The organism is Rahnella inusitata, assembly GCF_965118895.1.
In the GTDB taxonomy this organism is placed as follows: domain Bacteria; phylum Pseudomonadota; class Gammaproteobacteria; order Enterobacterales; family Enterobacteriaceae; genus Rahnella; species Rahnella inusitata_A.
In genome coordinates this window covers 319752-345504 of record NZ_CBCPJJ010000009.1, presented here as the reverse complement: position 1 = coordinate 345504, position 25753 = coordinate 319752, and the positions used below count along the sequence as shown (strand labels likewise).

Sequence of the window (25753 nt, the reverse complement as noted above, 5' to 3'; positions counted from 1 at the left end):
GTATGATGAGGCGCTTCTGCGCTCTTGCGCCGCGCTTTTTACTTTTCATGAAGTTCAGGCGACGATTTAATTTCCAGCGAAGGACGGTGATATGCAACCTTTGAGCGGCCCGGGCATGCCGGTTGGCGACAACAGAACACAGCCCCAGGGTCAGACCGTTCCTGCTCAACCGGGTGGCGAACTGCCGTTAACCCCGGCGCAGCGAACCACGCTGGAGAAGCTGATCGTCAAACTGATGGCGCTGACCCCGATAAAATCTGCGGAGATCTGGGCCAACCTGCGCCACGATCTTTCTTTGCCCCACGGTGCAGAAATCACGTCATCGCAATTTCCTCAGGCGCAGACCCTGCTACAGGGGAAACTGACGCAGGCGCAGGATAGCCATGCCTCGCGCCAGCTGATGTTGCAGCTAACCGAACTGTTGCCACAGGGCAATAACCGCCAGGCCGTGAGCGACTTTATCCGCCAGAATTTTGGTCATACCGTCCTGAGCCAGCTGACTCACCCGCAGCTGCAACAGGTACTGGACTTGATCCAGACGCGCCAGATGAATATCCCGCTGCCGCAGCAGACACCGGTAACCGATCGCCCTTTGCTGCCTGCCGAGCACAACAACCTGCAACAGCTGGTTACGCGTCTCAGCGCAGCCACTGGCGAAGCACCGGTCAAAGTGTGGCAGGAGTTGTTTACTCTGGTGGGCGTTAAGGTCGGTGATTCTATTCCGGCGAAACACTTCCAGTTACTCAGCCAGTTTATGCAGGTAAAAGCCTCACTCAGCCAGCAGACCACCCCACCGACGCTGACCACCCTGCTGAGCGTGCTTAAACAGCCTGCCAGTACGCAGGAAATCCGTCAGCTGACCGAGTATGTGGAAAACCGTTTCAGTGCCACTTTATCCACGCCGCTGACGCCGGTGCAGGTGAATGACCTGATTGGCGTATTGTTCAGCCAGCGTGTGGACCGCACACCACGCAGCGAAGAAATTGATGACCACTTCTCCACCACAACGCGTACGGATCCGCAGCCAATCATGAATCCGTTTGTCGCGATGCTGCCACCGTCTATGCAGGCGCTCGGCGGAAAACCGCTGCTGTTTATCGCCTTTGTGGTGGTCGTGCTACTGCTTTGGGCGCTGTTTTAAGGCCAGATTCAGGCACAGCCGCAATTCTCAGGGGCGAGGCTCAGGGAATAGTTTCCCCGTTCTTCGCCCATTGCCAGCGGATGTTGATCGCGGATCCAAAAATCCAGTCCGCCAATCATTTCCTTCACATGAAATCCCAGCTTTGCCAGCTTGTATGCACCCTGCGTCGAGCCGTTACAGCCAATCCCATCACAGTACGTCACGTAAACGACATCTTTGCTCAGCTCCCGCGTACTTTCTGCCGTCATCAGTTTGTGCGGAAAACTTACCGCGCCCGGCACATGCCCGCGCACATAATATTCAGCAGAACGGGTATCAATAATCACAATGCTGGTAACGCCGTTCTGCAAATCTGCCGCCACGTCGGCCGCATCGGTATAAAAGCTCAGTTTCGAGTGTAAATACGCGGCGCTGACGTCAGGGGACGGCGGTGCGAAAGCCAGAACATAAGATGAGTGCGACATAACTTCTCCTGTGAAATCTATATGAGGGGGAAACAGTGCTGCTATGGGTATTAACCCGCCACCAGAGGTAACAGAAACCAGCCTGCCAGCCCGCTAAACAGCAGGAACGGGAATGAATAGGCGTGGAATTTGAGCCAGATCTTTTTGTCATTTGCCATGCGCAAAGCAATCAGGTTAGCAAGCGAACCAATCGCCAGTCCAAAGCCACCGGCATTCACGGCGTAGGCCAGCAGCGCGCCCGAAGGCAAATAGTTGATCATCAGGATGGTCGCGGGCACGTTACTGATCACCTGAGAAAGCCCGATGCTGAGCAGGTAATGTCCGTAATCCGGCAGAGCAGCAATATGCGCAAAGGCAGGTTGCAATATATCCAGTCCGACAATCAGTCGCACATCGATAAACATCACGATGAAGACCAAAATCAGCGGCCAGTCGATTCGCAGCAGCACCTGCCGCGCCAGCCAGATAAAGCACAGAATGACCGCCAGTAAGCCGTAGATTGCCAGCCCCAGATCCACACAGGCAATAAACGCTACGTACAACGCCACGGAGCTGAACAGCAGACGTTTCTGGAACGGATAACCTTCGTTACTCTCCAGCTTTTTCAGGCTGTGAGATGGAAAGCAGAACCAGGTGACCAGCAGCAGTGCGGCCAGCGTAATTATGGCAAGCGGTGCCATCTGAGCAATAAAATGCAGGAACGACAGACCTGACTTATTCCATAACAGGATATTTTGCGGATTCCCTATCGGCGTCAGCAGAGATCCGGCATTTACCGCCAGCGCTTCGAAAATGATGAGCCGGGTGACCGGCAGCGACGTCAGTTTTTTCAGCGTAATGGTCAGCGGGATAACGATAAATAACGCCACATCGTTGGTCATAAAGGTAGAAAGCACCGCCGCCGCCATCACCAGAAACAGCGCCAGCCAGCGTTCATTATCGATGGCGTTAATCATCTTACGTCCAACAAAATCGAAATAGCCGCTGACTTCCACACCTTTGGTCAGCATCAGCAGACCTAACAGCGTAACGATGGTGTCCCAGTCAACAAACTGCGGAAACTGCACAATTTTGGCAGGCTGAAAGCAGGTCAGCACAATGCCAAGCAGCACTAAAAGATGCAGAAATCGATCGCGTAAGAAAGGTTTAAGTAATGTGCCAGTGACTGTTTTTAACATAAGTTTTCTGCATTAATAAGCCGGTTATCTGATGCGCTGACGTTACCCGAAGAAATTTCCCTCTGCCAGCGCAATTACTCACTTCCCGCGATATCACGCAAAAAAAACGAGGCTCATACAGAGCCCCGTCAGCAGATTGCGAGATGTGCCGCAACCCATTCATTTGTCCTCTCTGTCATCTTGCAAACCGCAAAACGAGGGGTAGACTCGCCGCTAGTTTTTCAGGACCCAGATGTGATATTGCCCGTCCTTGAACTCTGCGCCTTCGAGCTCTTTTTCGAAGCCGGGGAATTTCTCTCCCCACTGCGCAATGCTGCGGATATAGCTGAGCCACGGATCGTTTTTGGCACCAAAGCTTTCACCCGGCATGACGATAGGAATGCCCGGCGGATAAGGGATCACCCCCACGGCTGAGACACGCCCGGCCAGCTTGTCCAGCGTCAGGTGTTCACAACGTCCGGCCATGTGATCCTGGAAGGCAGCGCGTGGGAGTTTGACCGGCGTCGGGATTTTGCCAAAAGCCTCGGACTGGAGTTTATCCATCTGGCTGGTTTTCATGTAGGCGAACATTTCGTCACAGAGATCCTTGAGCCCCATGCCGGCATAGCGAGCCGCGTTTGAGGAAGCCAGATCCGGCAGGCACAGCGTCAGCGGGCTGTTATCGTCGTAATGCTGTTTGAACTCCAGCAGCACGTTAATGAGCGTCCCCCACTTACCTTTGGTGACGCCGACTGAGAACAGGCACAGCACCATGAAATCGGTAGTACGAGAAGGCACGATCCCATGCTGAGAAAGGAACGCGGTGACCATCGCCGCAGGAATACCGTTTTCCAGCATGTTACCGTCATCTCCCATACCCGGAGCCAGAATACCGGCCTTGATCGGGTCGAGCATGCACCAGTCATCGTCGAGCTGGTCGAAACCGAGCCAGCTTTCCCCCGGCCTCAGCACCCAGCAGCTCGGGTCAGTAGTGAGTTGTTCTTTGGAGGCATTAATGAACGGAATTTTTTTACCGGTTTTCACATCTACCACATCCGGCGCATTCCACGGTGAGAAGAACCATTCGCCCTGAGCGGAAAACGCCGCATGCACTTTGGCAAGCGCCATGCGGAAATCAACGGCTTCGTTGATCACTTCCTGCGTCAGTGATTCGCCCTGCTTGCCGTCCATCATCGCCGCGCCCACTTCATTGGCGGCAATAATGGCATACAGCGGCGAGGTCGTGGCCTGCAACATGTAGGACTCATTGAAGCGGGAATGCTCCACCGGTTTTTTACCGTTGCGGATGTGAATGTAAGAAGCCTGCGACAACGCGGCCAGCAGCTTGTGCGTGGAATGCGTGGCGAAAACAGTCGGGCCTTCCGGGTCATGATCTGCCGGATTGCCGCGCATGGCATAACGATCGCGGTAGAACGGATTGAAGCGCGCATAGGCGTACCAGGCTTCATCGAAGTGAATATTATCGACGCTCTTCGCCAGCAGATCCTGCGCCTGTTTGGCGTTATAGCACATGCCATCGTAGGTACAGTTGGTGACTACGGCGTAAATGGGTTTAGGGTCAGAGGCGAGTTTTTTCAGCGGATGTTCGTCGATTTTCTGCTGAATAGACTCGGCCATAAACTGCGATTTCGGGATCGGTCCGATGATGCCAAAACGGTTGCGCGTCGGGATGAAGAAGACCGGTATGCCGCCGGTCATCACTAACCCCTGCTCGATCGATTTATGGCAGTTACGGTCGCACAGAGCGAACTGACCGTCGCCGACGACGGCCGTCATGATTGCGCGGTTAGAGCCGGAGGTGCCGTTGAGCACTGAGTAACTCTGATGTGAGCCGAAGACCCGTGCAGCGTAAGTTTCGGACTCTTTAATCGGTCCGCTGTGATCGAGCAACGAGCCCAGCGCACCGCGCTCGATGCCGGTGTCGGTGCGAAAGAGATTTTCACCGAAGAAATCGAGAAACTCACGTCCTACCGCCGTTTTGGTGAATGCAACACCCCCCTGATGACCGGGTGCTGCCCATGAATATTCCGGTGAATATTTGGTGTAATTGAACAGTGCCTTGGTGAACGGCGGCAGCAGCTGATCGTAATATTTGTCTATCAGTGCGACAGAGCGCGCTGCGATAAATTCGGCGGTATCTTCATGCATCCAGACGAATTCGTTGACCATTTTCATGGTGTCGAGCGTGAGCGTGTCGATAAAGGAGTGTTCAGCCATCAGCAGGACCGGCACGCCTTTATTGCGGCGGCGGATCTCCTGCAACAGCGTAAATGCCTGACTGTGCGAAGCGCTGTCGTTGCCACCGGAGGTCCAGTCGACAAAGACGCAGCAGATGGAGGCATCAGATGTGATGGTCGCAATGCCGTCTTCGAAGGTGACCGCCGGGATCACCGTCAGATTGGTATCTTCGAGCGCTTCAATCAGCTCCCGTACGGCACGCCCGTTGGCGGTATTCACATCCGTAATATTGCTGTCGACAACCAGCACTTTACGTTTTTTATGGCGACTTAAATCGATCATAACCTTTCCTTTTCGTCTTGAATTCAAAATATCTGGGAGTTAAAACGGTCAGTCCAGTTCAAGCGGTTTACCCAACGGGTACGGATTTTTATGACGACGGTTATAGTTGAAGCTGTACATGGCGGTAATCACCATCAGCGCGATGAATGACCACATCACCTCTTCAGCGCCGGAACCGACCACGGCCCAGATGCAGTAGACAAAGGCGATCAACGTGACAAAGCTGTACATCCCGGTGCGGTTCCCCAGATGCCCGTGACCGACCAGCATCAGCGCGGCGCAGGTGTAAAGGTATGGCACTAAGGTGAAAATCACCGAGACCGACGAGACCAGCGCGAACTGCGCGGTGGCGTCGGGAGATATGGTGGAAATCTGGAAGATGGTCATCAGAATGCCGAGCACGATAAGCCCTTTAACCGGCACGCCTTCTTTGTTGACCTTGGCAAATATTGGCGGGAACAAACCATCATCGGCCGCCGCTTTCGCCGTCTGGCTGGCCAGTAACGTCCAGCCGCCGAGCGAACCGAGACAACCGGCTGCGGCGCAGAAAGTCACTATCGCCCCCGCCGTATCGCCCATCGCCATCCTTGCGGCATCACCAAACGGAGAGGTAGAAAGGCGCAGCGCGGCATTCGGGATCATCCCCATGATGGCGGTGGTAGAAAGCACATAACACACGGCGGCGATCAGCACGCCGCCGATAGTGGCGATCGGTACGTTGCGCTTCGGATTCTTCACCACCGCAGCGGCAACCGAGGCGCTCTCTACGCCGATGAATGACCACAGCGTTACGCTCAGCGTACTTTGGATCGCGCCGAAGGTGCCTTTCCCACTGACGTTCCAGGCCTCCATGTAGGTATCACTTTTGAACCAGAACCAGCCAAAGATGGCGATCGCCAGAATTGGGATCAGCGCCAGCACCGTTGCGACGGCCTGGACGCGGGTGATCATCTTCGCCCCGACAATGTTCAGGATGACGAACAGCCACAACACCGCGACGCAGGTGAAGGTCAGTACCAGCGGTTCTTTTAAAATAGGGAAGAAGTAACTGAGATAACCGACGCCGATCACTACCATTGCGATGTTGCCGACCCAGCAGGCCAGCCAGTAAAGCAGGTTTGTCTGATAGCCCAGATACGGGCCAAATGCTCTTCGCGCATAGGCGTACGAACCGCCCGCGCTGTCATCGAGTGAGGACATTTTGGCGTACACCATCGACAACGCCATCGCGCCGATAATGGTGACCAGCCAGCCGTAAATGGCGACCCCGCCGGTAGAGGCCAGGTTTGCGGGCAGGAGGAAAACCCCTGACCCCATGATATTGCCGGACACCATCAGGTGACCGGGATTAACCCTACTTTGTGATCATCTGATTCAATAGCCATGAACTAACCCCTACAAAAAGTAATACATTAATTTTCAAAGGAAATATTGAATAAAACAAAGACAGACTTAGGACTTTTCTGATGCAGAAATAAGACTACTAGAGATTTGTGAGGGGCGTTAATAATAGCGAGATAATTTAAATAAATGGATAATTATAATAATTATAAAAAAGTTTGTTTATCAGGGTGATAAGTAAAAGTGAGACAGTCAGATTCAGAGAAAGGACAGTAAAACCGGCGGCGCAGGCAGAGTGAGCCACCGGTCAGGCAGGTTAAGGTGAATTTTAGGTGCGGGCCGTCTGCAACGCACGCTGAGAACGTAGCCAGCGAGCAATATCAATCAGCAGAAAAATCACCAGACTGACGCCCATCACCGGCAGGGAAATCGCCAGCGCCAGTGTGACCACAAATATCGGACATTGCAGGCGTAAAGGCACGGATTTCCACGTCTGCATCAACGTGACCGCCGGATTAACCCCGTCGCTGATGACGCTTCTGCGTAACCACCACAGACGATATCCCCAGACAATCATCACGCAAAGACCGATGCCAAACACCGCCAGAATCACCTGATTCCACAGGCCAAACAGAATGCCCATGTGAGCATCGACACCCCAACGAGTGAGTTTAGCCAGCAGCGGAAAATCAGCAAAATAGACGTGATCAACAATCCGCATTGTTGTCGGATCGACTGACACTGCATCGACCTGCGTCGGCCAGCTGCGATCCACCTCGGTTACCGTCCAGGCTTTATCAGCCGTATATGCCGGGCGTATTTCGATTTTATTCGCCTCAATCCCGGATGCTCGCGCGGCCGCAACGACCGAGTCAAAAGTGTGCGTCATGACCGGCATGGCTTTCGGTTGCTCGTGCATTGTATGCGCGGACATATCCATGCCCGGCATATCAGGCATGTCTGCCGTCGCAGCGTGATGCTCTGCGTGTTCGTCCGCAGGTGCCGCCGCCACTTGCGCATCCAGATTGGTGTTCACCGCAGGGGTCAGCCAGCCCATGTAAGCGCGCAGCACGCCAATGTTGTCCCCCGCCCACTGTGACCACGTCAGACCGGTGGCAGAGAAGAACAATAGCCCGGCCATCAGCGCCAGTCCGATGGTGCTGTGCCAGCGGCGACTGCGTTGCTGTTTTTCGACTTTTTCGCTGAGCTTACGCGGCATGCGGTTTTTTCGGCGCCCGGTCAGCCACAGAACAACGCCACCCAGCGCGGCAACCCAAAGCCAGGATGCCGCCAGTTCGCTGTAAATCCGCCCTGGATCTCCCAGCAGCAGGCCACGATGCAAATCATCCAGCCACGTTCGAAACGGCAAAATCCCGCTGGTGCCGTACACCGTCATATCCCCTTTTACCGCCAGCGTGGCCGGGTCAATGAAGATCGCACGGCTTTTAGAAGCACCTAATTGCGGATCGGAAAACATCACCCGCGTCGTGTCACCGGGCTGCGGCGCGGGGCGGACGGCGTAAATTTTCGGGTTCGCGCCCGCCACGTTGACGGCAGCATCAATCTGGCGCGACAACGGCTGCGCCTCGCCTTTCGATGATGTGAACAACGCATCGGCGTAGAGATAATTTTCAAACTGTGGCGTGAGGACGTACAGCGTGCCAGTCAGCGCGGCGATAAAAATAAACGGACCGACAAACAGGCCAATATAAAAGTGGATGCGCTTAAGCAGCGCAAGGGATGCGGCTTTGACCGTCATTTTGTGTGAAACAGCAGGTTGGCTCATCAATAAAATTTCCTGAATTTTCCATAGCAAATGCACAACGGCTACGCGGATTAAGCGCCGTTATGACGATGTTTTTTTAATGGGAGAAAATAATATTCAGGAAAAGACAGGGGGCGCGCGCGGCTGGGAATCAGTGAAGAATCGCGATGGGATAAGACGTTGAATATCTTTACACGGAGGCGCGCGACTGGCGAAATCCAGTGACCACAGCATCGGCATGGCCTGCAAATCCAGCATCGGCAAATGCACCAGCAACACACAATAACCGCACGCGGCATCGCTCATGTCACCGAACATCATCATTTTAGCGATGTCCTGCGGTGCCGAATGGCAGGTTGGCTTCTGGCAATGTGTCGCAGAGGCTTCATGGTCTGACATATCCATGCCAGCCATTTCACTCTCAGGCATGTCCATATTGGACATCACCATGCCGGACATCATCACATGCTGCGCACCCTCAGCCACCAGTGATTTGGAAACCACCGGTGCAATAAACAACATCAGTATCGCCAGGATCCCAAGCCATGCCGGGAAGCGCAGATGTCGATGATTGATTTGTTTTAGTGAGAGCATTATGTCAACAAAGTGAAAATAAGAAGCGGCGAAATTGTACCTGAATTGTTGAGGGATAACAGGAGGGATAAACGACAGACGTTAAAAAGCCCGTGTTAAACGGGCTTCTGTTCAGAGCATAACGACAGAAATTATTTGTCGTTTTTCAGCTTACGCATCACCAGCGTGGCGTTGGTACCGCCGAAGCCGAAGCTGTTGGACATCACGGTGGTCAGCTCGCGCTGAGTCGGTTTAGTGATGATATCCATGCCTTCTGCTTTCTCATCGAGGTCTTCGATGTTGATGCTTGGCGCGATGAAGCCGTGCTCAGCCATCAGCAGGGTGTAGATCGCTTCCTGAACGCCTGCGGCACCCAAAGAGTGACCGGTCATGGCTTTGGTAGAAGACAGCGCAGGTGTTTTATCACCGAACACTTCACGGATGGCACCCAGTTCTTTCACGTCGCCGACCGGAGTAGAGGTTCCGTGCACGTTAACGTAGTCGATTGGAGTATCTACGCCGTTCATTGCCATTTTCATGCAACGCACTGCGCCTTCACCGGATGGCGCTACCATGTCTGCGCCATCAGACGTTGCGCCGTAGCCAACGATTTCTGCGTAGATGTGTGCACCGCGTGCCAGAGCGTGTTCCAGCTCTTCGACCACAACCATACCGCCGCCGCCAGCAATGACGAAACCGTCACGTTGCTGATCGTAAGTACGGGAGGCTTTTTCAGGGGTTTCGTTGTACTTGGTAGACAACGCGCCCATGGCATCGAATTCACAAGCCATTTCCCAGCACAGCTCTTCGCCGCCACCGGCAAAGACCACGTCCTGTTTGCCCAGTTGGATCATCTCTAACGCGTTACCGATGCAGTGAGCAGAGGTTGCGCAGGCAGAGCTGATGGAATAGTTCACGCCGCGAATTTTGAACGGGGTTGCCAGACAGGCAGAAACACCGGACGCCATCGCTTTGGTCACCATGTATGGGCCAACGCCTTTCAGGCCTTTAGCACGCATACCGTCGGAACCCGCAACCTGGTTGCGTGGTGAACCGCCGCCGGAACCGGCGATCAGGCCAGTACGGTCGTTGGAAACCATTTCAGGGGTCAGACCGGAATCTTCAATCGCCTGTTGCATGGAAAGATAAGCGTAGATCGAGGCATCACTCATGAAACGCACAATCTTACGATCGATAAGGCCCGCGGTGTCTAATTTGACATCACCCCAGACGTGACTACGCATGCCGGCATCTTTCAGCTCTTGCGAGAAGGTGATCCCAGAGCGACCCTCTTGCAGAGATGCAAGAACTTCCTGCTTGTTGTTACCGATGCTCGAGATGATACCCAGGCCAGTAATCACTGCACGTTTCATTTAATACCTCTTGTACTATTAATAACTATTCGGGATTTCGTCACGCACTCTAGCGTACAGTTGTACGCCGAACAAGTCCGATCAGCAATTCGTTGTGTAAATCGTGGTAAATTTGCGCGGGGTCAAACGCAGGCGTAAACTCCGGCATCGCCTTGAACTGAGAGAGTTTCACGTGAGCCATAACCCGATCACACCCGCTGAATTAAGCTGGAACGAACAGGGTACACCTGTTTCCCGACATTTTGATGACGTCTACTTTTCCAACCAGGACGGCTTACTGGAAACGCGCCATGTCTTCCTGAATGGCAACCATTTCCCGGCCCGTTTTGCCGACCACCCTCGCCCGCTTTGCATCATCGCGGAAACCGGTTTCGGTACCGGACTGAATTTCCTGACGTTGTGGCAGACCTTCGAGACGTTCCACAATGAAAACCCCGACGCTATCCTGCAACGACTGCATTTCATCAGCTATGAAAAATTCCCGCTGTCTGCACAAGATCTCGCCGCTGCCCATGCGCAGTGGCCGGAGCTGGCCTCCTGGTCCGCCGAACTTTGCGAACAATGGCCGATGCCCTTCGCCGGTTGCCATCGCCTGCTATTGGCGGGCGGGCGCATAACGCTTGACCTGTGGTTTGGCGACGTGACTACCCTGCTTCCGGCATGTGACACCAGTATGAATCAGCAGGTAGATGCCTGGTTCCTCGACGGCTTCGCGCCGTCGAAAAATCCGGACATGTGGACGCCTGGTCTTTTCGATGCCATGGCGAAAATGACCCGCCCGCAGGGCACATTTGCCACCTTTACCGTGGCAGGAGTCGTTCGCCGCGGCTTGCAGGATGCCGGTTTTGAGATAGAAAAAGTGCCTGGATTCGGTGAAAAGCGCCATATGTTAGCCGGCGTTTTACCTTCAAAAATTGATGTTCCTCATCCTGCCCCCTGGTACTTTCGCCCGGCGGCACAAAATGCAACAGAGTTTGCGATTTTGGGCGGCGGCGTGGCGAGCGCGGTACTGGCGCTGGCGTTATTGCGCCGTGGCTATAGGGTGACTCTGTACTGCGCCGATGAAGAACCGGCGCTCGGCGCGTCGGGTAACCGTCAGGGCGCAGTGTATCCGCTGCTCAACGGGCGCGGTGATACGCTGGAGCGTTTTTTCGCTCATGCCTTCACCTTCGCCCGCCGTCAGTATGCGCAACTGGAAAAACTGGGTGTACCTTTTGATCATCAGTGGTCTGGCGTTACACAGTTGGGCTACGACGAAAAAAGTCAGGGGAAGATCGACGGGATTGTGAACGGCGGCTGGCCTGAAGGTCTGGCACAAGGACTGACTGAAGCGGAAGTTGAATTATTATGCGGTGTGCCCTGCGGCAGCGGCGGTGTGACTTATCCGCTCGGCGCATGGCTGTGTCCGGCAGAGCTGACGGCGTCGCTGATTAAGCTGGCTGAGACACAAAGCCTGACCGTGCATTATCGCCAGCGGGTAACAAATTTACGTCAGGACACCGGTTCGCACTGGACCCTGACCTTTGCCGACGGGCACGAAGTAAATCATCAGGCCGTAGTGCTGGCAAACGGTGCGGATATTACGGATTTCAGCCAAAGTGAAAAGTTGCCGGTTTACGCGGTCAGCGGTCAGGTTTCGCATATTCCGACCACGCCTGAGCTGAGCAAACTCAAACAGGTGTTGTGCTATGACGGCTATCTGACGCCGGTCAGCCCGCTCAATCAGCATCACTGTATCGGCGCCAGCTATCACCGTGCGGATAAATGTACCGATTACCGCGAGGAGGATCAGCAGCAAAACCGTCAGCGTCTGCTCGATTGCCTGCCGGAAAAACAGTGGCCGCACGACGTTGACGTCAGCGCGGGCGAAGCGCGTAACGGCGTACGCTGCGCGACCCGCGATCACCTGCCGATGATCGGCTCAGTTTCTGACTATGATGCGTTGTTGGAAAGCTATAAGGCGTTGGATCTCGACGTCAAACGCCATCGCCCCGTTGCACCTGCGCCGGTGCATGAGAATTTGTTCCTGTTTGGTGCGCTCGGCTCACGTGGCCTGAGCTCCGCGCCGCTGGGGGCCGAAGTGCTGGCCGCCCAGATTGCCGGTGAGCCGTTGCCGCTCGATAGCGAAACACTGGCCGCGCTGAACCCGAACCGCATGTGGGTGAGAAAATTACTGAAAGGCCGCCCGGTCGGATCGCACTGATTCAGCACCTTCAGGCAACAAAAAAGCGCAGCCGGAAATACCGTGACTGCGCTTTTTTTGACTAGGGGATTACTGAGGGAGAGAGGCCTGGTATAAATTTTCCCACATGCCCTGAACCAGCGCCTGATCGCGTGGCGATAATTCACCGGCACGGATGGCTTTGTCCAGACCTTCCTGAACGAGAATTTTCAACGCTTCGGGAGTGTGTTCACCGTTCTCTTCCGCTTCTGCCACCGCAACTGTCAGATGCCCGCGCAGATAGCCGCTGGCAAACAGTTCATCATCGCTGGCGCTTTCGACCATGTCGTCAATCAGCGTTAAAATCCGCGTTTCAAATTCTGCGATCATTACTCTTCCTCTCGTATTCAGTGTCTTATTCAAGCGGCTGCAACGCAGGGAAGTCTGCAGGCGTCAAAGGGGCGGTATTGTAAAACGATTGTAACGCTTTAATAAAGCGCAAAGGTCTTGGAGGAATGCCCTGATCCAGCATGCGCAGCACTTCTTCGCGCACTTTATTCTGGAATCCGACGCGGTCTGGCTCACAATCGCCGCTCAGGTTGTCACAGCTGACGTTGAAAGCAAAGCCCGCCGCCGCGCAGAAAAGCCACTCATAGGATTGCGGTTTGATTTCCACTTTCTCGAATTCGCTTTGCGTTTGCGCATCGCGGCCGTCCGGACAATACCAGTAACCGAAATCCACCAGTTTATGGCGTTCAGCACCGGCGACGCACCAGTGGGAGATTTCATGCATTCCGCTGGCGTAATAACCGTGGGCAAACACGATACGGTTAAACGGCTCAACTTCGTCGGCGGGCAGGTAGATCGGCTCGTCGTCGCCTTTGATCAGGCGCACGTTGAATTCCTCAAAGAAACAGGAATCAAAAATGTCGATCAATTGATGGTAGTTATGTGTTGCGGTCGAATCAGACATATTTGCTGTGAAACTCTGTAAGTAAGATCAGGGGCGACAATATAACCCTGTTTAATCGCGCGTTTTTATGACCTCGGGCAAGCCGGAGAACGATATCCGGTTTGCCTGAAAGATTATAAATGCAGGCTCAGCCAGTGGTGAATATCTGCGCCGTGATTGTCATAAATCAGCTTGCAGCTCATCACAACGGACACGGCCACCACCATCGGGCGGATCATCTTTTGGCCTTTACTCAGTACCATCCGCGCGCCGAGTCGCGCTCCGATAAACTGCCCGGTCATCATCACAAAACCCAATCCCCATACCACTTTTCCGCCGAGGATAAAGAACAGCAGGCCGCCGAAGTTCGAGGTAAAGTTTAGGACTTTAGCGTGTGCCGTGGCTTTGGCGAGGTTAAACCCGCACAACGTCACAAAGCCTAAAGCATAGAAGGAACCCGCGCCGGGGCCAAAAAAGCCGTCATAAAATCCGACGCAACCGCCGCCGACCAGCGCATACGGCAAGGCTGACAGGCGACGCTGGCGATCGCTTTCGCCCAGTTTTGGCGTCAGCAGGAAATACAGCCCGATGCAGATAATCAAAAGCGGCAAGACCTGTCGCAGCATATCGGCCTGCAACCGCTGAATTAAAATCGCGCCCAGCACCGCCCCCACAAAGGTACAGGCGATATTGAGCTTCTGATCGTTAAGATTGACCACGCCGCGCCGCACAAAGTAAAGGCTGGCAGAGAACGAACCGCCGACGGCTGACAGCTTATTGGTGGCGATGGCTTGTGCCGGGGAAACCCCGGCGGCCAGCAGCGCAGGCAGGCTGATAAGGCCACCGCCGCCTGCGATTGAATCAATAAATCCCGCCACCACAGCCACTAAAAACAGAACGCCTACTACCCAAGGGGCAACAATCAACCAGTCCATTTTTCTATCAGTCCCGCTCTACGTGGCGAAGAATTATTGAAGTATTCATGCGTGATTAAAGAACGTGCTTATCCAGCAGTGCCTGACAGGTCGGCGGCAACGGAGGTGGCTCGCTTTTGACCGATCCGCTACCCGGTTTCGGCGGCAGGAACCAGCTTTGCAGCTCAGCACCACAGCCATCACCCGGCGGAGGCGGTGCCTGATTTTCGCATTCCAGACTTCCGGCCGGACAGCTCAGACGCACATGCATATGCGCGCGATGACCAAACCATGGACGCACTTTATGCAACCATTCGCGGTCAGTTCCGGCATCGAGACAAAGCTGCTGTTTGATAGCCGGATTAACGAAAATCCTGACCACATCTTTGTCCTGCGCGGCCATTTTGATGAGCGTTTCAATACGCGGCTGCCACTGGCTCGGCACGACGTTTTTACCATTAGCACTGACCAGATCAATAGGCTGCGGTTTGAGCAACATTTGTTCGCTCCAGCGCTGACGCGGCAATTGCAGCCAGATATCCACATCCAGCCCGGACTGATGGCTGGCGTGACCACTGCTAAAGCGCCCGCCGGCCGGCATCGCCATATCACCGACCAGCATGGTGCCCAGCCCTTTTTCACGCGCTTGGGTACCAAGACGGGTGATAAAGGCCAGCAAATCCGGCTGACCGAAATAACGGCGCTGATCGGTACGCATCACCTGATAATCCGGTGAATTAAGTGGCAGCGGCTGCGCGCCAATCTGACAGCCGTTGGCATAGCCGCCCACAGCCTGCGGTGTACCTGAGATCGGTTGAGTAATTTTCTGCCAAGGCGTTGCCGCCATAGCGGGTGCGCAGAGAGCGAGCGCCAGAAGACTGGCGCAGGCAACGTTGAAAGCAGGGATTTCGCGTAAGAATTTCATCTAAGGCTTACCAGCGTGGCACGGTAGAATGGACGTCGCCGTTCTGAGCGCGCTGTCGAAGTAAATGGTCCATCAGCACAATTGCCATCATCGCTTCGGCAATCGGCACCGCACGGATACCGACGCAAGGATCATGACGGCCTTTGGTGATCATCTCAACCTGCTCGCCTTCACGGTTGATGGTGCGCCCCGGTACGGTGATGCTGGAAGTAGGCTTCAGCGCCAGATGCGCGATAACCGGCTGGCCGCTACTGATCCCGCCGAGAATGCCGCCTGCGTGGTTACTGTCGAAACCGTTTGGAGTGATTTCATCACGATTCTCGCTGCCACGTTTGGCGACAACCGCAAAACCGTCACCGATTTCCACGCCTTTCACCGCGTTGATGCTCATCAGCGCATGCGCCAGATCGGCATCCAGACGGTCAAAGACTGGCTCACCAAGGCCGACCGGCACGTGATCCGCCACGACGGTGATTTTGGCACCAATCGAATCGCCTTCTTTTTTCAGCGCTCGCATCAGTTCGTCCAGCGCTTCCAGCTTACTTTCATCCGGGCAGAAGAACGGGTTGGTTTCGACCAGATCCCAGTCTTTCAGCTCGCAGGTGATATCGCCCATCTGGGACATATAACCGCGTACTTTTACGCCGAATTTTTCCAGCAGATATTTCTTGGCCACCGCGCCTGCGGCAACGCGCATCGCTGTTTCGCGGGCTGAGGAACGACCACCGCCGCGATAATCGCGCACGCCGTATTTCTGTTCGTAGGTGTAATCCGCATGTCCCGGACGGAACACGTCTTTGATAGCACTGTAATCCTGCGAGCGCTGATCGGTATTCTGGATGATCAGACCAATGCTGGTGCCGGTGGTCACACCTTCGAACACGCCGGACAAGATCTTCACTTCGTCGGCTTCACGGCGCTGCGTGGTGTAGCGCGAGGTGCCCGGACGACGACGGTCGAGATCGTGTTGCAGGTCTGCTTCGGTCAGCGCAATACCCGGCGGCACGCCGTCAATAATACAACCCAGTGCCACACCGTGGGATTCGCCAAACGTGGTGACGCGGAAAAACTGCCCAATACTGTTCCCTGCCATCACGGCTCCTTAACCATTATGTTGATGTTTTATTCTTGAATGGCCGGTGATATACCGGCCATAAATAGTGTTCAATCGCGATAGCCGGTGAAGTACTCGGCACATTCTACAAGCTGCTGTTTGGTCAACATGAAGACACCGTCACCGCCGTTTTCAAATTCCAGCCAGGTGAACGGGATCTCAGGATATTGTTCCATCAGATGTACCATGCTGTTGCCCACTTCACAAATCAGTACGCCGTCGTCGGTCAGGTAATCCGGCGCACAGGCCAGAATGCGGCGGGTCAGTTTCAGTCCGTCGGTGCCGGAAGCCAGACCGAGCACCGGTTCGTGGCGATATTCCTGCGGCAAATCAGACATGTCTTCTTCATCCACATACGGTGGATTGGTGACGATCAGGTCGTATTGCAGCGGCGGCAGTTCGCGGAATAAGTCAGAGCGGATAGGCGTAACCCAGTTCTCGATCCCGTGCGTGTCGATATTGCGCTCAGCCACGGCCAGTGCGTCCGCAGAGATGTCGACGGCGTCGACTTCGGTTTCCGGGAATGCGTAGGCACAGGCAATCGCAATACAGCCGCTGCCGGTACACATGTCGAGAATATGCTCAGGCTGGTTGTGCAAAATGCCAGAGAAGCGGTTGGTGATCAGTTCACCGATCGGTGAACGCGGCACCAGCACACGTTCATCGACATAAAACTCCATGTCGCAGAACCAGGCTTTATTGGTCAGATAGGCCACCGGTACGCGCTCATTGACGCGGCGGATCACGCGCTCAACGATACGGTGACGCTCGCTGGAGGTCAGGCGCGCCGTGTGCATATCTTCGGGAATATCGAGCGGCAAAAATACGCTTGGTAACACCAGCTGCACTGCTTCGTCCCACGGATTATCGGTGCCGTGACCGTAATAGACATTGGCCGCGTTCAGGCGGCTGACGGTCCAGCGCAGCATATCCTGAATGGTATGCAGTTCACTGACAGCTTCGTCGACGAAAATTTTGTCCAATTTTATTCTCCAGGCAGTGCACGGGTTTTTAACATAGGTTTAACCCATAATTTGCCGCATAGTTTGCCACGAAGCCCGCCACAAATCAGCAGCTACTCAACGCACTTGCGCGATGTCTCGAAGAATTTAACCCTGAGTTTTCTTTAAACCACAGGGTCCCCGCAGGTACACTGTCCGTATTGTGCGAAAAAGACGACCAGAAGATGAAGAAAAAGCACCTGCTCAGCCCGGAAGAAGCAGCGATATTCCGCGAGGCGGTACCGGGCGTCAAGCAACTGAAAAATGACACTATTACTCACCGCCCGCCGCGTAAAAAAGCCATGCAACTGTCTCCCAAAAAGCTGATTCAGGAGCAGGTGGATGCGAGTTATTATTTTTCTGACGAATTCCAGCCGATGTTGCAGGAAGAGGGTCCGGTACGCCATGTACGGCCTGACGTCAGCCATTTTGAATTGAAAAAACTGCGACGTGGAGATTACTCTCCCGAGCTGTTTCTCGATTTACATGGTTTAACGCAGATGGAAGCGAAGCAGGAGTTAGGCGCGCTGATCGCCGCCTGCCGCCGCGAACATGTGCACTGCGCCTGCGTGATGCATGGCCACGGCAAGCATATTCTCAAGCAGCAAACTCCGCTGTGGCTGGCCCAGCATCCCGACGTCGAAGCCTTTCATCAGGCCCCGAAGGAGTTTGGTGGCACCGCCTCATTGCTGGTGCTCATCGAGCTTGACGATAAAATCAGTTAACCGCCGTTGCGAATAACACAAAGCAGAAAGGCACAGCGAGTACGTACGCGCTGTGCCTTTCTTTTGTTTAATCTTCCCGTCCCGGAAAAATTAAACCTTTGCCATGACCTGACACGGACTAAACTGCCAGTCAAAGCTGCCCTGCCCTGTTTCACCGTTCAGTTCCACACTGGCCATCGCGGAAGTGGCAAACATCGGCGGGCACATGCCCGGACACAGCTCGGCAATCAGATAACCCACCAGCGGCAGATGAGACACCACCAGCACGGCTTTCGCGCCGGTCAGCGCCAGATGTTGCAGCTCGCTGGCCACCAAAGCAGGATCGCCGCCCGGTGTCAGTTCTTTCAGAGTATCAATTTCAACGTTTTCAGGCAGTGACAGGTTCTGCCGCACTTTTTCAAGCGTCTGCTGCGCACGCAGGTACGGACTGACCAGAACATGGTCAATTTTAACGCCACGGCCATTTAGCCAGGCTGCCATATGTACTGATTCGTCACATCCGCATTCGCTTAATGGGCGAACCGAGTCGCTTGCAGCTTCAAGAACCGCATCACCGTGACGCATAATTACAACTTGCATATTGCACCGCTTTTGTTAACAAAAATAGCGCTATACAGAAACGCTTTGCGTGCTGTATCACCCATTGCCCAGCATTTTTTCATCGTCGTATTAACGGTAAAAAAGCTGAAAGGCAGTACATCCACTTAACCCACCGAGCCCACATGCTTTGCATGGTCAGCATCAGCGGTCGGGCATTTTGCCTGAAAGTTCGCGTAAAGAAAACGCTGTTTTTTACACCAACCCGTACCGCATGTAAATCATTGCGGCGAAATTTTAACCACTCGGGTTGTAGATCAATCGTTTGGGTTTGTTCTTGTACAAAACGGGCCTCGCCTAAAAAAAGATCCCGCAGGCTTAAGTATGGCTGTAAGCAGGATCTGTTCCAGATTCTCGCGAAATTCATTGTCACGCAGTGATAGAGGTCACACTACGTCGGCAATTTCCTTCGTTTCCCCTTGCGGATAGAACCGCTCATGGTACTCTGCGCGGCGTAACAAACCCTCGCAGGGAGTGAAATGTTCACCGTAACGCTGCGCCAGCTGCTGCAGCGTTTTCACCACGTTGGCTGCGCCCAGCGTATCGATATAGCGGAACGGTCCACCGCGAAACGGTGGGAAACCGATGCCGAACACCGCGCCCAGATCGCCATCGCGTGCGCTGCGGATGACTTTTTCATCCAGACATCGCACCGCCTCATTGAGCATCAGCATGACGCAACGCTGCGCCAGCTCTGTTTCTGATTGCTGCGCTTTTGGCGTGACGTTGAGTAAGCGATAAATGGTCGGATCAACCTGTTTTGTCTTCGCAGACCGCCCTTTCTGGCCGTAGAGATAGAAACCTTTGCCGTTTTTCCGACCTTTGCGATCGTCTTTCAGTACCGCGTCAAAACCGGCGGGCGCTGCAAATCGTTGTCCAAAAGCATCCACCAGAATCGGGCTGATTTTGGTACCGACATCGATTCCCACTTCATCCAGCAACTGGATCGGCCCGACCGGGAAGCCAAAATTCACCAGCGCCTTATCAATGTGGTCTATGGGTTCGCCGGCCAGTAAACAGCGTGCAGCCTCGTTGATGTAGGGCGCAAGAACGCGGTTTACGAAGAACCCGGCACTGTCACCGACCACAATCGCAGTTTTACCCTGTTTCTTCGCCAGCGCCACGGTAGTGGAAATGGTCTGCGGACTGGTGCCCGCGTGCGGGATCACTTCCACCAGCGGCATTTTATCCACAGGGCTGAAATAGTGCAGACCAATGACCTGCTCCGGGCGGGTAGCCTGCGCGGCGATCTGATGGATCGGTAAAGAAGAGGTGTTTGAGGCGAAAATAGTGCGCGGCGCGGCGTTTTCCTCGATCTCCGCCACCATGCTTTGTTTGAGGGCTAAGTCTTCGAATACCGCTTCGACGACCAGATCCACCTGCGCAAAACCACTGTAATCGGTGGTACCGGAGATAAGCATCATCTGCCGCTGCTGTTCGTTACGGGTCAGCCTGCGGCTGCGAACTTTCTTCTCCAGCAAATCCCAGCTGTATTTCAATGCATGGCGGATGCCTTCATGATTGACGTCTTTAATGCGCACCGGCAGCCCGGCACGGGTCGCGGTGACGTTGGCGATCCCCCCGCCCATCAGCCCGCCACCGAGGATGCCGACGCGTCGAACCGGCAGCGGTTCGGCATCCGCACCCTTTTCTTTTTTCAGTGCGGTGGAAGCGAAGAAGAGCCCGCGCAGCGCGGCGGATTCCGGCGTCATCACCAGTTCGCCAAACGCATTAGCTTCCGCCTGATAACCATTGCCACTGCCCTGATCCAGCCCGGTTTTCACCACGTCGATAATTTTTTCAGTGGCCGGATAATTGCCGTGGGTTTTTGCGCGCGTCTGCTTGCGCACGAAATGGAATAACAGACTTTTGCCGAGCGGACCGCCCGCCAGCCGCGCCTGCCAGGGTAACGGCGGACGGGCTTTGCGGCCTTGGGCGACGCGTTCCAGCGCGGTTTGCAACAGAATAGAATACGGCACAGCGTCATCCACCAGCCTCAGCTTCAGCGCCTGCTTCGCCCGCAGACTGCGACCGGTCAGCATCAGCTCAAGCGCTTTCGGTGCGCCAATCAGGCGCGGAAGACGCTGCGTACCACCGGACCCCGGCAACAGGCCGAGCTGCACTTCCGGCAGACCGAGCTGGGTTTTATCATCCAGTGAACAGATACGGGCATGACACGCCAGCGCCAGCTCAAGACCACCGCCGAGACAGGCACCGTGAATAGCCGCCACAACTGGCACCGGGAACGAGGCAATCTGCGACATTACCGTCTGGCCTTTCAGCGCCAGCTGGCTGGCCTCTGCGGCGGTTTTACAGCCAGCAATCATTGTAATATCGGCGCCAGCGATAAAGGACTCAGGTTTGCCAGAAATAAGCACCAGACCTTTCAGATTTGGATACTGCTGCGCTTTATGCAAAATAGAGGAAATTTGTTCAGCAAATTCAGCCTTTAAGGTATTCACTTTTTCACCGGGTACGTCAATGGTGATAATGCCGACTTGTTCAGTCGTAAACATCAGTGAAAACGCGGAATCCGACGTTGTGTTTGGATTGTCCATATTGTCACTCATTGTGCCGCCTCCAGAATCATTGCCGCGCCCAGACCACCGGCGGCACAAGCCGTCGTCAGCCCGTATTTCCCGCCACGGCGGCGCAATTCGTGCAATGTCTGGGTGATCATTCGTGCACCGGTGGCTGCAAACGGGTGCCCGTATGCCAGCGATCCGCCCAGTACGTTAAATTTATCCCAGTCGATTTGGCCGACAGCCTCACTGCGCCCCAGCTTTTCACGGGCAAATTGTTCGCTGCCCAGCATTTTGATGTTGGCCAGCGTCTGCGCCGCAAAGGCTTCGTGCATGTCGATCAGATCAAGATCGGCAAAGGTCAGACCGGCGCGATCGAGAGCGATAGGTGTGGCGTAAGCAGGCCCAAGCAACATATCTTCCCAGACATCGATAGCGGCGAAGGCAAAACTTTTCAGGTAACCGAGCGGCTGTAAACCGAGTTCCCGGGCGCGGGATTCGCTCATCATCAGCACTGCCGCGGCACCGTCGGTCAGCGGCGTACTGGTCGCCGCCGTCACGGTGCCATGTTTGCGATCAAAAGCCGGACGCAGTTTCGCATACTGTCCGATCTCCGAATTGAGGCGGATGTTGTTATCTTTTTGCAGCGCCTCGCGGTATGGCGGGATCTGCGCGGTCATTACCTGACTGTTGAGATATCCCTGCTCCCACGCCTGTGCAGCAAGCTGGTGCGAACGGTGCGCCAGTTCATCCTGCTGTTCACGCGTAATGCCGTGACTTTTCGCCATCTGCTCGGCGGTATCACCCATGCGCAGGCCGGTCGAGTATTCCGCCACCGCCGGAGGAACCGGCATCAGATCGCGCAGTTTGAGTTTGCTGAACAGAGAGAGGCGCTGTGAGAGTGTGCGGGCTTTACTGACATCCACCAGCGTACGGGCGAGGCGTTTACTGACGCCAATCGGCAGCACCGAAGAAGAATCGGCACCACCGGCAATCCCGACGCTCACGGTGCCACTGAGAATACTTTCAGCGACGTTTGCCACCGCCTGAAAGCTGGTGGCGCAGGCGCGCGAGACGCTGTAAGCATCGGTAGACACATTCATGCCGGTGCCGAGCACGATTTCACGCGCGATATTGGGCGCCTCCGGCATCTGTACCACCTGACCGAACACCAGCTGATCGATGACTTTCGGGTCGATCCCACTTTTCGCCAGCAACTCGCTGACCACCATTTTGCCCAGGTCCACGGCGGGAATTCCGTGGTAGGCGGTAGCCTGTTTCGCGAATGGCGTGCGTAAACCATCGACAATCGCAATGCGATCGCCTTCACGCGTGACCAGTGGAATGACGTTGTTCATACAAGCTCCTGAGTAAAGAGGGTCTTAAGAGGTCTGACCTGATAACTCAGTTTTAACTATGTATTTACATTTGGCAAAGCGAAACCCGCCGAAGTGCGAGCAACAGCAAATTTTTCTGAAAATAGAATGAGAAGGAATGCGGGCAGGGAAAGATAACAGACAAAAAAATACCGCTGCATTTGGGCAGCGGTATTTGAAATGGATAAGAGAGATTATCTTAGCGCCAGCTGGAAGATCATGGTCTCGGCCTGACAAGAGAATGTGAAGTCGATATTCAGCTCTACGCCGCCTTCAACTTTCTCAATGCGGCTGGTTATCTCGCACGGTTCGGATTCAACGCCGCGCGCGCGTTCGGTCAGTGCCTGCAACGTCTCTTTGGCCTGCGCTTCAGTTTCGAAAACGTGGCTGTAAGTCGCAGTGCAGTCGGTGTTATCCATGATGGTACCCACATCAACACAGCAGCAGGCGGCGGTTTCTTCTGCGCCGCATTTGTTGATGGAATGCAGAGGTTGGGTGGATTTGGAGGACATGGTTACGTCAGACATAATTTTCTCCCCGGCACCAACGGCAACGTCCACCGTCTGGCCTTTTTGCGAATTTAAGATTTATTTTCCGCGGGTATTTTACGCCACCCCATCAGCTTCGACTAGCACTTACTTTTTATGGGTGTTTAAAGTGATCTGAATCACAATATTGTGAACATCAGATTAAAATTAAGTCACTCTTCTCACTTTAGCGTTTCTAAATTGAACTTTTATTGTTGGTTTTTTGTTAAGTGGATCCAATTTCTCGCATCAAATAAGAAATATCAATGAAACATCATTGCAACTACACCACAGGTCAGACCTATACTTCGCTCACTGGTCTGATTTGTCAGACTGATAACGGACCCTACAATCCCGCGCTCATTGTTACTTTATGTAACATTGTTTGATAAAAAACATAAAATTGAGGTTTTGGTCATGAACCAGAAAAACCTGTTAAAAAGATCAGCTCTGGCAGCTGCAGTGACAATTGTTTCTTCCAACGTATACGCGGCAGGTTTTCAGCTCAACGAATATACCGCTGCGGGTTTAGGTCGTTCCTTCTCTGGTGAAGGTGCGATTGCGGACACCGCGGCTTCCGGCAGCCGTAACCCGGCTACCATGACGATGTTCAGTCGTCCTTCATTTTCTATCGGTGCAGTTTACGTTGACCCGGACGTAAGCGTGACCGGTAATTCTCCGGTCACCGGTGCCAGCACGGATGCCGGTAACATTGCGCCAAACCAGTGGGTTCCGAATATCCACTTTATTATGCCGCTAAACGATCAGTGGGCACTCGGCGCGTCAGCCACCTCCAACTACGGTCTGGCGACAGAATTTAACGATAATTATCCTGCGGGTCCTATCGGTGGCGAAACCGATCTGATGACTATCAATAACAACATTAGCGCGGCTTATCGTTTTAACGAACACTTCAGCTTCGGCGTGGGCTTTGATGCCGTTTACGCCAAGGCTAAAATTCGCCGTACCGCAGGGGAACTTGCACCGCTGAAAACCGGCGGATTGATCGCCGAAGATACCGAAGCGGCGAAACTGAAAGGCAACGAATGGGGCTACGGCTGGAACGCCGGTATCCTGTATGAAGTCGATGACAACAACCGTTATGGCTTCACTTACCGTTCAGAAGTGAAAATTGATTTCGACGGCGAATACCGCAACGGCATTCCTCAGGCACTGGGCGGCACGGGCGGTCACACCGTTCCGGGTTCACTGACGCTGAACCTGCCGGAAATGTGGGAATTGTCTGGTTATAACCGCGTTGCGCCAAAATGGGCGGTTCACTACAGCCTGGCGTACACCAGCTGGAGCCAGTTCCAGGAGCTGAAAGCGACCGGATCTAACGGTCAGACGCTGTTCCAGAAAGACGAAGGCTATCACGACGCTTACCGCATCGCGCTTGGTACGACCTATTACTACGACGAAAACTGGACCTTCCGTACCGGTGTGGCCTTCGATGACAGCCCGGTTCCGGCGGATAACCGCACCATTTCTATTCCGGATCAGGACCGTTTCTGGGTTTCAGCCGGTACAACTTACGCGTTCAATAAAGATGCGTCAGTGGATGTCGGTGTTTCCTATATGCACGGCCAGACGGTGAACATCAGCGAACAGGTTGCTGCCGGAGCGCCTAAATATGAGTTCCAGGCTAAAGGCACCGCCATGCTGTACGGCGCCAACTTTAACTACAGCTTCTGATAACTCTTTCAGATTCAGAAATGAAAAAAGCGCCGCGAGGCGCTTTTTTTTGGCTTTCAGTTTTTATACAGAGAGAGCATTCCCGATATTATTCGGAATCGATATCTTTCAGATCGCCCTGAATCAGTGCCGCATTCGGGTTCACCTGAGGTGTCAGCTGACCGCCCTTCGCCAGGAAATCATGACGCTGGAAGTACGCTTCCCGGATCATCAGGTAAGGGTCAGAAGAGTTGCGCAGAATGCCGTCGGAATCGAGTAGTTCGGCACGGGTTTCGATGCCCTGAAGCGCCCATTTACCGGCTGACATCCAGAAAGTCAGATAGCTCAGCATCGGATAGAGTGTATCAACGAAATCGCCACCCTCGTCACGCACGGTGAAGCTGCCATAGGCCGGTAACTGAACGTACGGGCCGTAACCGACGCCGTAGTGTCCGAGCGTACTGCCGAAGCCCTGCGCTTCTTCGCGTGCCAGTTTCGGGTTCGCCATCGAAGCCACATCAATCAGGCCGCCCATCCCCAGCAAGGTATTGAGGAAGAAGCGGTTAAAGTGGATCGCCGCGCGGTACGGATCGCCTTTTAGCAAGGAGTTCACCATGCTGGCCGGTTCGTCTAAGTTGCTGAGGAAGTTGCTGGTGCCGTTACGCGCCGGTTGCGGTACGTAATCACGCCATGCCACAGCGACCGGACGCAGAACGTACGGATCAACGTAGTTGTAGTTGAAGTTGAACATTGTCCGGTTAAAACCTTCCAGCGGATCAGACCGTCCCTGCGATTCGCTGTCCGATGATCCGGACGTGCCGGCACAACCGACCAGCATAACTGATGCAAACGCCAGCCCAGTCAGGCGTAAGTTCATGGATATCTCCCTTTTATTGATCTTCGGCTCTCT

The 25753-nt window shown here is 54.3% G+C and carries 21 protein-coding genes and 1 pseudogene; 4 read left to right on the top strand and 18 right to left on the bottom strand.

Going from position 1 to position 25753, the window contains the following annotated elements:
* Positions 1-91 precede the first annotated feature (91 nt).
* Positions 92-1141: a flagella biosynthesis regulator Flk gene (flk, locus tag ACMHLI_RS09630; protein ID WP_413529269.1), complete on the top strand. Its 1050-nt coding sequence runs from the start codon at positions 92-94 to the stop codon at positions 1139-1141.
* 8 nt (positions 1142-1149) lie between these two features.
* Here the strand turns inward: flk and ACMHLI_RS09625 are convergent, their stop codons facing one another.
* The 7 genes and pseudogenes from ACMHLI_RS09625 to fabB all read right to left on the bottom strand — a co-directional run bounded on the left by ACMHLI_RS09625 (position 1150) and on the right by fabB (position 10355).
* A complete protein-coding gene (locus ACMHLI_RS09625) occupies positions 1150-1605 on the bottom strand; it encodes a rhodanese-like domain-containing protein (RefSeq protein WP_413529268.1) in 456 nt (151 codons plus the stop codon).
* A 50-nt stretch (positions 1606-1655) separates the two neighbouring features.
* Positions 1656-2783 (bottom strand): SLC13 family permease, encoded by a 1128-nt coding sequence (locus ACMHLI_RS09620; RefSeq protein WP_413529267.1) that lies wholly within the window; start codon positions 2781-2783, stop codon positions 1656-1658.
* A gap of 213 nt (positions 2784-2996) precedes the next feature.
* The gene (locus tag ACMHLI_RS09615; RefSeq protein WP_413529266.1) at positions 2997-5303 is read right to left on the bottom strand and encodes an Orn/Lys/Arg decarboxylase N-terminal domain-containing protein; all 2307 of its coding nucleotides are present in this window, start codon (positions 5301-5303) and stop codon (positions 2997-2999) included.
* Positions 5304-5351: 48 nt separating this feature from the next.
* A pseudogene (adiC, locus tag ACMHLI_RS09610) lies at positions 5352-6688 on the bottom strand (arginine/agmatine antiporter).
* Positions 6689-6972: 284 nt separating this feature from the next.
* Complete coding sequence (locus tag ACMHLI_RS09605) at positions 6973-8430, bottom strand: PepSY-associated TM helix domain-containing protein (RefSeq protein ID WP_413529265.1); 1458 nt, start codon at positions 8428-8430, stop codon at positions 6973-6975.
* A 96-nt stretch (positions 8431-8526) separates the two neighbouring features.
* Positions 8527-8931, bottom strand: a complete 405-nt coding sequence (locus ACMHLI_RS09600) for a DUF2946 domain-containing protein (protein ID WP_413529264.1) — start codon at positions 8929-8931, stop codon at positions 8527-8529.
* Between the two features lie 203 nt (positions 8932-9134).
* Positions 9135-10355 (bottom strand): beta-ketoacyl-ACP synthase I, encoded by a 1221-nt coding sequence (gene fabB / locus ACMHLI_RS09595; RefSeq protein ID WP_413529263.1) that lies wholly within the window; start codon positions 10353-10355, stop codon positions 9135-9137.
* A gap of 172 nt (positions 10356-10527) precedes the next feature.
* Here fabB and mnmC point away from each other — a divergent pair, with 172 nt between their 5' ends.
* On the top strand, positions 10528-12558 hold the full coding sequence (gene mnmC / locus ACMHLI_RS09590) for a bifunctional tRNA (5-methylaminomethyl-2-thiouridine)(34)-methyltransferase MnmD/FAD-dependent 5-carboxymethylaminomethyl-2-thiouridine(34) oxidoreductase MnmC (protein ID WP_413529262.1): 2031 nt from the start codon (positions 10528-10530) through the stop codon (positions 12556-12558).
* 69 nt (positions 12559-12627) lie between these two features.
* On the opposite strand, the gene ACMHLI_RS09585 is transcribed toward mnmC, so the two are convergent.
* From ACMHLI_RS09585 to prmB, 6 genes are all read right to left on the bottom strand, one after another.
* Positions 12628-12906, bottom strand: coding sequence for a YfcL family protein (locus ACMHLI_RS09585; RefSeq protein ID WP_213052162.1), 279 nt, complete (start codon positions 12904-12906; stop codon positions 12628-12630).
* Positions 12907-12931: 25 nt separating this feature from the next.
* A complete protein-coding gene (locus tag ACMHLI_RS09580) occupies positions 12932-13489 on the bottom strand; it encodes an elongation factor P hydroxylase (protein WP_413529261.1) in 558 nt (185 codons plus the stop codon).
* A gap of 113 nt (positions 13490-13602) precedes the next feature.
* Entirely contained in the window at positions 13603-14403 is an 801-nt protein-coding gene (locus ACMHLI_RS09575) for a sulfite exporter TauE/SafE family protein (RefSeq protein ID WP_413529260.1), read from the bottom strand.
* Positions 14404-14458: 55 nt separating this feature from the next.
* Entirely contained in the window at positions 14459-15229 is a 771-nt protein-coding gene (mepA, locus tag ACMHLI_RS09570; RefSeq protein WP_413529529.1) for a penicillin-insensitive murein endopeptidase, read from the bottom strand.
* An 85-nt stretch (positions 15230-15314) separates the two neighbouring features.
* On the bottom strand, positions 15315-16400 hold the full coding sequence (gene aroC / locus ACMHLI_RS09565) for a chorismate synthase (RefSeq protein ID WP_112166820.1): 1086 nt from the start codon (positions 16398-16400) through the stop codon (positions 15315-15317).
* 71 nt (positions 16401-16471) lie between these two features.
* Positions 16472-17404 (bottom strand): 50S ribosomal protein L3 N(5)-glutamine methyltransferase, encoded by a 933-nt coding sequence (gene prmB, locus ACMHLI_RS09560; RefSeq protein WP_112166818.1) that lies wholly within the window; start codon positions 17402-17404, stop codon positions 16472-16474.
* A gap of 203 nt (positions 17405-17607) precedes the next feature.
* Here prmB and smrB point away from each other — a divergent pair, with 203 nt between their 5' ends.
* Positions 17608-18147 (top strand): endonuclease SmrB, encoded by a 540-nt coding sequence (gene smrB, locus ACMHLI_RS09555; protein ID WP_413529259.1) that lies wholly within the window; start codon positions 17608-17610, stop codon positions 18145-18147.
* 90 nt (positions 18148-18237) lie between these two features.
* On the opposite strand, the gene sixA is transcribed toward smrB, so the two are convergent.
* From sixA to ACMHLI_RS09535, 4 genes are all read right to left on the bottom strand, one after another.
* On the bottom strand, positions 18238-18726 hold the full coding sequence (gene sixA, locus ACMHLI_RS09550) for a phosphohistidine phosphatase SixA (protein WP_112166814.1): 489 nt from the start codon (positions 18724-18726) through the stop codon (positions 18238-18240).
* A gap of 404 nt (positions 18727-19130) precedes the next feature.
* Positions 19131-21314, bottom strand: a complete 2184-nt coding sequence (gene fadJ / locus ACMHLI_RS09545) for a fatty acid oxidation complex subunit alpha FadJ (RefSeq protein ID WP_413529258.1) — start codon at positions 21312-21314, stop codon at positions 19131-19133.
* A complete protein-coding gene (fadI, locus tag ACMHLI_RS09540) occupies positions 21311-22624 on the bottom strand; it encodes an acetyl-CoA C-acyltransferase FadI (RefSeq protein ID WP_413529257.1) in 1314 nt (437 codons plus the stop codon). The genes fadJ and fadI overlap by 4 nt, the downstream gene beginning before the upstream one ends.
* A 212-nt stretch (positions 22625-22836) precedes the next feature.
* A complete protein-coding gene (locus ACMHLI_RS09535) occupies positions 22837-23169 on the bottom strand; it encodes a YfcZ/YiiS family protein (RefSeq protein ID WP_413529256.1) in 333 nt (110 codons plus the stop codon).
* Between the two features lie 417 nt (positions 23170-23586).
* On the opposite strand from ACMHLI_RS09535, the gene fadL reads away from it, so the two are divergent.
* Complete coding sequence (gene fadL, locus ACMHLI_RS09530) at positions 23587-24864, top strand: long-chain fatty acid transporter FadL (protein WP_413529255.1); 1278 nt, start codon at positions 23587-23589, stop codon at positions 24862-24864.
* An 88-nt stretch (positions 24865-24952) separates the two neighbouring features.
* Here the strand turns inward: fadL and mlaA are convergent, their stop codons facing one another.
* Positions 24953-25720 (bottom strand): phospholipid-binding lipoprotein MlaA, encoded by a 768-nt coding sequence (gene mlaA, locus ACMHLI_RS09525; RefSeq protein ID WP_413529254.1) that lies wholly within the window; start codon positions 25718-25720, stop codon positions 24953-24955.
* Between the last annotated feature and the right edge of the window lie 33 nt (positions 25721-25753).